This is a genomic window from Aeromicrobium sp. (assembly GCF_014378035.1).
In the GTDB taxonomy this organism is placed as follows: Bacteria; Actinomycetota; Actinomycetes; order Propionibacteriales; family Nocardioidaceae; genus Aeromicrobium.
Map to the genome: position 1 here is coordinate 1 of NZ_JACMOM010000207.1, position 6,073 is coordinate 6,073.

General features: G+C 63.2%; 5 protein-coding genes. All 5 read left to right on the forward strand.

From position 1 onward, the window contains the following. Window positions 1-244 (forward strand): type II secretion system F family protein (locus H7290_RS10705; RefSeq protein ID WP_290513999.1); only part of this gene is annotated, 244 nt, incomplete at its 5' end. A gap of 98 nt (window positions 245-342) precedes the next feature. After that, window positions 343-879: a prepilin-type N-terminal cleavage/methylation domain-containing protein gene (locus tag H7290_RS10710; protein WP_290514000.1), complete on the forward strand. Its 537-nt coding sequence runs from the start codon at window positions 343-345 to the stop codon at window positions 877-879. A 235-nt stretch (window positions 880-1,114) separates the two neighbouring features. Further along, window positions 1,115-4,306, forward strand: a complete 3,192-nt coding sequence (locus tag H7290_RS10715; RefSeq protein WP_290514001.1) for a hypothetical protein — start codon at window positions 1,115-1,117, stop codon at window positions 4,304-4,306. A gap of 89 nt (window positions 4,307-4,395) precedes the next feature. Further along, the gene (locus tag H7290_RS10720; RefSeq protein WP_290514002.1) at window positions 4,396-5,199 is read left to right on the forward strand and encodes an A24 family peptidase; all 804 of its coding nucleotides are present in this window, start codon (window positions 4,396-4,398) and stop codon (window positions 5,197-5,199) included. Window positions 5,200-5,362: 163 nt separating this feature from the next. Then, a partial coding sequence (gene pilM, locus H7290_RS10725) for a type IV pilus biogenesis protein PilM (protein WP_290514003.1) occupies window positions 5,363-6,073 on the forward strand: 711 nt, incomplete at its 3' end.

Consider the following 6,073-nt stretch of genomic DNA (forward strand, 5'->3'; position numbering starts at 1 on the left):
CAAGCGTCACGCGATCTTCCCGTCGATGGTCGTGCAGATGGCCGCGATCGGCGAGGAGACCGGCAAGATGGACGCCATGCTCGAGAAGGTCGCCGAGTTCTACGAGGACGAGGTCGAAGCCTCCATCAAGTCGCTGACATCGATCGTCGAGCCGATCATGATGATCTTCGTCGGCGGCCTCGTCGGATTCATCATCATCGCCCTCTACATGCCGATGTTCGCCCTCTTCGACAAGATCAAGTGAGCTGCGAAAAATGTGCTCAAGGGTGATGTCGGCCGTGCCGATGTAAGCCGCGACCAACGTCTCCGCCCGCAAGCCCACTCCATTGAAAGGTTCCACTCATGCTGGCACGTCTCCGCGAGCGCTCAGATGCCGAAAACGGCTTCACGCTCATCGAACTCCTCGTCGTGATGATCATCATCGCGATCCTCATGGCAGTCGCCGTCCCGACCTTCCTGAGCCAGAAGAACACGGCCGTGAAGACCAAGGCAACTGCCAATATCAAGCAGGTCGTCAACGCCATCGAATCGTGCGCGACCCAGCTGCCCTCCGGTGGATACACGGACGCCACTGCGGGCGGCCTCAACTGCCTCACTCCGGCAACTCTGGTCGCGTTGGAGCCGGCGCTGAAATCGCTTGGCACCATCGGCACTGCATCAGCAGCTCCGGCCGCAAACCAGTACACCGTCGTACCGGTGGGCAGCCAAGGCTACGCCGTGGCGGCCACGATCGTCGATGCGGGCGACAACATGACGTTCATCGAGCATCACTCCTCCACCGGCGAGCTCTACAAGCTCTGCGGTCGCAACATGGCACCCACAGCCACGACTTCTGGCCCGGTCACCGGCAGCAAGACGTGCCTCACCGGCAAGTGGTGATCCACGCTCAAGCCAGCGCGCACCAGCGCTGATCCGAAACTCCCGAGGGGGTCGCTATCGCGGCCCCCTCGGTGTCTTCGTGGCGTCATACGCTGTTGGCGATCCTAACGCCACTTTGCAACTGGGTGAACTTACTGCAGACGGCCTCAAGGTCGACCGCCTCGGTGACCGATGACGTGACCCGAACGACTTTGTACCCGCGCCTGCGCGCGACCACGACCTGGGATACACATCCATGCGACCCAACGTCCAGATCATCCGTACCTCCTTCATGGCGCTTGCCATGGGCGCCCTGACATGGGCCTTCCTCGCGGGAGGCGCATTCGGAGCGACCAAGCTCTACGACGGATCCTCAGATACGGACGCGGTCATCGCGACTCCCGTCGCGATTTCTCCGGCAGATGGATCGTCGCTTCCATACCCGGCAGTCGCGGTGCGCCTGTCGTGGAGCTCGGTTGCCGGAGCGAACGCATATGAAGTGCAGATTGCGCGACGACCCTCGAGCGGAGGATGCCCCGCGGCAGTGACATTCCTCACCGACGGTCTGGTGACTACGGGAACGACCCGAGACACGACTTGGGTTCCTACGATGGTCGACAAGGCGTCAGGTTCCGGCATCTGGCTGGGCGACTACTGCTGGCGCGTTCGCACTACCGGGAGCGGATCGACGGCGGGTGGCTGGAGCTCCGCGCAGAGTTTCCGTCGGACGTGGACCTCGCTGCCTTCTGGCCTTCTGTTCTTCAACGACACCGACGGCTCGTTCCCACGGGCCACGTCGGATCCTGACGCAGCAACGGGCTCAGCCAAGACTCAAGGCGGGGGGTACGTGTCCTGGAACGTGGTGCCCGGCGCCGCCGAGTACGACCTCGAAGTCGCCAACAGCCGTTCCTTCGCGACAGCCGCCACCGTCTTCACGAAAAAAGATATCCGCGCCAACCGGACCCTAGTGCCGCACCTCCCCGACGACACGTACTACTGGCGCATCAGGGCAAGTTCCGCGTCGGGTGTAGCCGGAGGCTGGTCGTCCGGCGAGAACTCGTTCACGGTTGAGTGGGAGGATGCGACGTGGAGCACGCCCGCGAACCTCTGGCCGCCCGACTCCTCGACCCAGTCGGAAATGCGCATCGGGTGGACTCCGAAGGCGGGCGCCACGTACTACGAATATCAGGTCGGCACGAACGCTGGCTGCTTCTGGGACCCTTCGAACGTCGCAGGCGCACCGCAGGCGTACGGCGACTGGGTCAATCAGCCCGCCGTCTACAACGACGTCCCCGCTACGCCCGTGCTGCTCTACACCTACGACCCGTCTCCGACCCAATGTCGTCTGTCGGGACTTGCGAAAACGACCCAGAACAACTTCGTGACCCTCAGTGACATCTTCGACGAGAAGGTTTGGGCAAACCTCAGCAAGTCATGCTTCACCACCGACCCGATGCATCCGGTCCAGTGTGAGCCAGCAGGCATTCCGGACAACCAGGCTGATGACTGGGGTTCGATGTTCACGGGTTCCACGGAGTCCACGATGGCGAGTGACGGCCGATACGGGAATGCGTACTCCATATTCTGGCGCGTTCGACCTGTGTATGTCATTCAGAAGAAGCGTGAGTCTGGCGTGACGATCGATGACGACATCGTGTCGTATGGCTCGTGGACCCGCTACCGCAACGGCGGCGCCAACCGTCAGCACCGATTCGACCTGAATCCAGCCGCCGCGGTCAACGCGACCGTCGGAACGCGCTGCGTGGGCGCCCTCAACCCGACCACCGACGGGTGCCTCGTGCATCTGGGTACGACCATGAGTGCCACTGGCGTCGTGGGATCGGTGGATGCCTCGACGATGCAGATCCCCGCATTCACGTGGAAGCCATTCCCCGGAGCAGGCGGATACGTGGTCCAGATCGCACGTGACCCGAACTTCAACAACATGCAGGTCACTCACTACGAGCCGGGCGTGATTTCGTCGGGCTACGGTTTCCAGCAGAGTTGGGCCCCCACCAGCGGGCTCCCCGACAACGCCGAGGGAACGGGTTACTGGTGGCGCGTGATTCCGTGCGCATCCATCAGCACCTCACCAGGAGTGCTGGGAAACTGCTCCCCGTTCTATGCCGATATCTCACCTGGTCTCCCGCTCTCGGCATCGCAGTACGGATACGTCGACGATGGCGTTGCGCAGACGTTCACCAAGCGGTCTGAAGTCACGACGCAGGTCACGCCGCGTTTCGAAGGCGACACTCCGCTCATTCGGTGGACGAGCTCGAACAACGTCGCAGGTAACAACGCGGCGTGGGCGCACGGCGTGGATGGCGCCGAGCACTACGAGATCGAGTTGTCGCAGGATCCACACATCCCTGCAGGCGAGGACACGATTTCCCTGTCGACGACGGCTCCGCGCATCGTGCCGTTCGAGATCACGAGCGGCAACACGCGGGGTGAGCTTCCCGATGGGCAATGGTTCTACCGCGTTCGCACCGTCGACTTCGGTCAGGGCGATGCAAGTCGCGCCATCACAGGCGCCTGGAGCGATGCGCAGTCGTTCGTGAAGCACGAATCGGCGCCGACCGGTCTCCGTGACTCCGGTGACGAGAACGGTGCCGACCTCGGGTGGTCGCCCACCCAGGGTGCCAGTAGCTACACCGTCCAGTGGTCTTTGGGTGGCGCTTCCGGAACGACTACGACGGCTCAGACCTCGTTCCACGTCCCCGCCACGAGCACAGGGGCCGTCGTCTGGAGTGTGCGAGCGAACATCGGAGGCATCGAAGGGCAGTTCAGTGATCCGCGCGCCGTCGCGGTGCAACTTCCCACCCAGATCCGCTACGGACTGAACCAGCCTGTCGTCGCGACAGGTGGAATCTCCAACATCGACGGTCAACTGCTGATCGCGGGTTCCGCGAGCAATGGCAAGACGGTGCAGCTGCAGCGCAAGACCACTACGTGCGGAGTTGCTGGCGCCTATCGTCAAGTAGCGTCTGCCGTCACCGGCAAGAAGGCTGCGCAGGGCATGGTGAAGTTCCCGGCGAAGGTATCGACCAGCGGCTGCTATCGCATGGCGTACGCAGGCCCATCGAACGTCGCCTACAGTGCCCCGTTCGCAGTTGCCGCGAAGCCCGTCATCAAGGCGCGAGTGACCATGCGGCAAGTTCGCAACGGAGGCTCGTTCTGCACCACCGTCTCGAGCAAGACCGCCTTGACCGGTTCGACCGCGATCCAGTACGCGAGCGGCACGTCATGGACCACGGCTCGTTCGGCGAAGCTCACGATGAAGAAGGGCTACAAGATCTGCGCGGCCATCAGCAAGCCGGGTACCTTCACGATCAGGCTTGCCTTGACGGGTCTGCGACATCCCACCGCTGGCTACGCGGCGTACTCGGATACGTACGTCAAGCTCGGCAAGGTTCGCGTCAACAACGTGTACAGCGTCAGTCGCTAGTTCCACATCCAGTCGTGATGGTTGGGGGCGGCCTTCGGGCCGCCCCCAACTGCGTTTCCACACCGGTGCAACCGGGGTAGCTGCTCGGCATGGACCACCGAACCATCTGGATCGTCTACGCCGCAGTCTTCGGACTGCTCATCGGCAGCTTCCTCAACGTAGTCATCTCGCGGCTCGCCGTGGTCGACTGGCGTGAGCGGGGGAGCCTCGGCGGTCGCAGCGCCTGCCCCAACTGTGGGCACCACATCACGTGGTACGAGAACATCCCGCTCCTGTCCTGGCTGGCACTTCGAGGTCGCTGTCGCGGTTGCCAGCAGCGCATCAGCCTGCAGTACCCGCTCGTGGAAGCAGGCACGTCGCTCGCTTGGCTCGCCGTCGCGCTGGCGGCCGACTCGGTCGCCGACCTCGTCACGGGTGTGATCTTCCTCACGCTGCTGATACCGATCTCGGTCATCGACCTGAAGCTGCGCATCATTCCCGACGAGCTCAACACGGCCATCATCTGGCTCGGGTTCGCCTGCTCGCTGGGCTTCGGTCCTCGACCGCGATTCCTCGGGCATCAGTGGTGGTGGGTGGAGGTGCTGGCCTCGGCGCTCGGTGCATCGATCTTCCTGCTCCTGCCGTACCTGCTCACCAAGCGTGGCGGCATGGGGTTCGGCGACGTCAAGCTGGTGTTGGGCCTGGGAGCATTCCTCGGAGCGCCCGTGGCCGTGGGCCTCTTCGCCGGATTCCTCGCCGGCCTGGTCCCGTCGATCTACCTGATTGCGACACGCGGGCTGGCGAAGGGCCGCAAATCTGCCATCCCGTTTGGCCCATTCTTGGCGATGGGCGGTGCGTTCGGGTGGTTCTTCGGGCCTCAGATCCTCGACGCGTACCTTCGAATCGGCGCCTGAACTCCTTCCGCGGAAACTGCGTAATCGCCGCACGTGCGCCATCTCTGCAAACGTTCAGCTTGCTAGCTTTGGCTTGGTGCGTCAACGGTTGCGCTGCACCGCCTCAAGTGACTGGGGCACCAGACCGATAGCTGCCGGGACCCGAAGCGAGGAATGACCACCCATGGCCACTGCTGCCGTAGGACTCGATATCACGCCCACCGCACTCGTTGCCGTATCGCTGCGCAAGAAGGGCCGCGCATACGGGATTGCGACCCACGCGGAGACACCACTTGCACCCGGCATCGTTGCTGACGGTGAGGTGCTGGACGCCGACGCGCTCGCGGACGCGATTCGTGCCTTCTGGGCCGAACACGGCATCAAGGAGCGCACGGTTGCCGTCGGCATCGCCAACCAGCGCTGCGTGACGCGCATCATCGAGATGCCGCGTATCAAGAGCTCGAAGCAGCTTCGTGAAGCGCTGAGCTTCGAAGTCGCCGACAACCTTCCCATTCCGATTGAAGAAGTCATCTGGGATCACCACACCGTGGCTCGCTGGAAGGATGCAGATTCTGGTGGCGAGAAGGAGCGGCACGTCGTCGTCATGGCCTATCGCGAATCGGTCGAGGGGTACCGAGATGCAATCGTGCGGGCGGGCCTGAAGGTCGCTCGCATCGACCTCGCGGCATTCGCGCTCATGCGCGCAGGGCTACCTGCCGTGAAGCTTGCACTCCTGAGCGAGGGCGACGAGGCTCCGGCCGAATCGATCGTTGCGTTGCTCGACGTGGGCCCGACCACGACGAACGTGGTCATTTCCCGAGACGGCATCTGCGAGTTGAATCGCATGGTTGCTTTTGGCACCCAGCACTTCACACAGACCCTCGTCGAGCAGTTC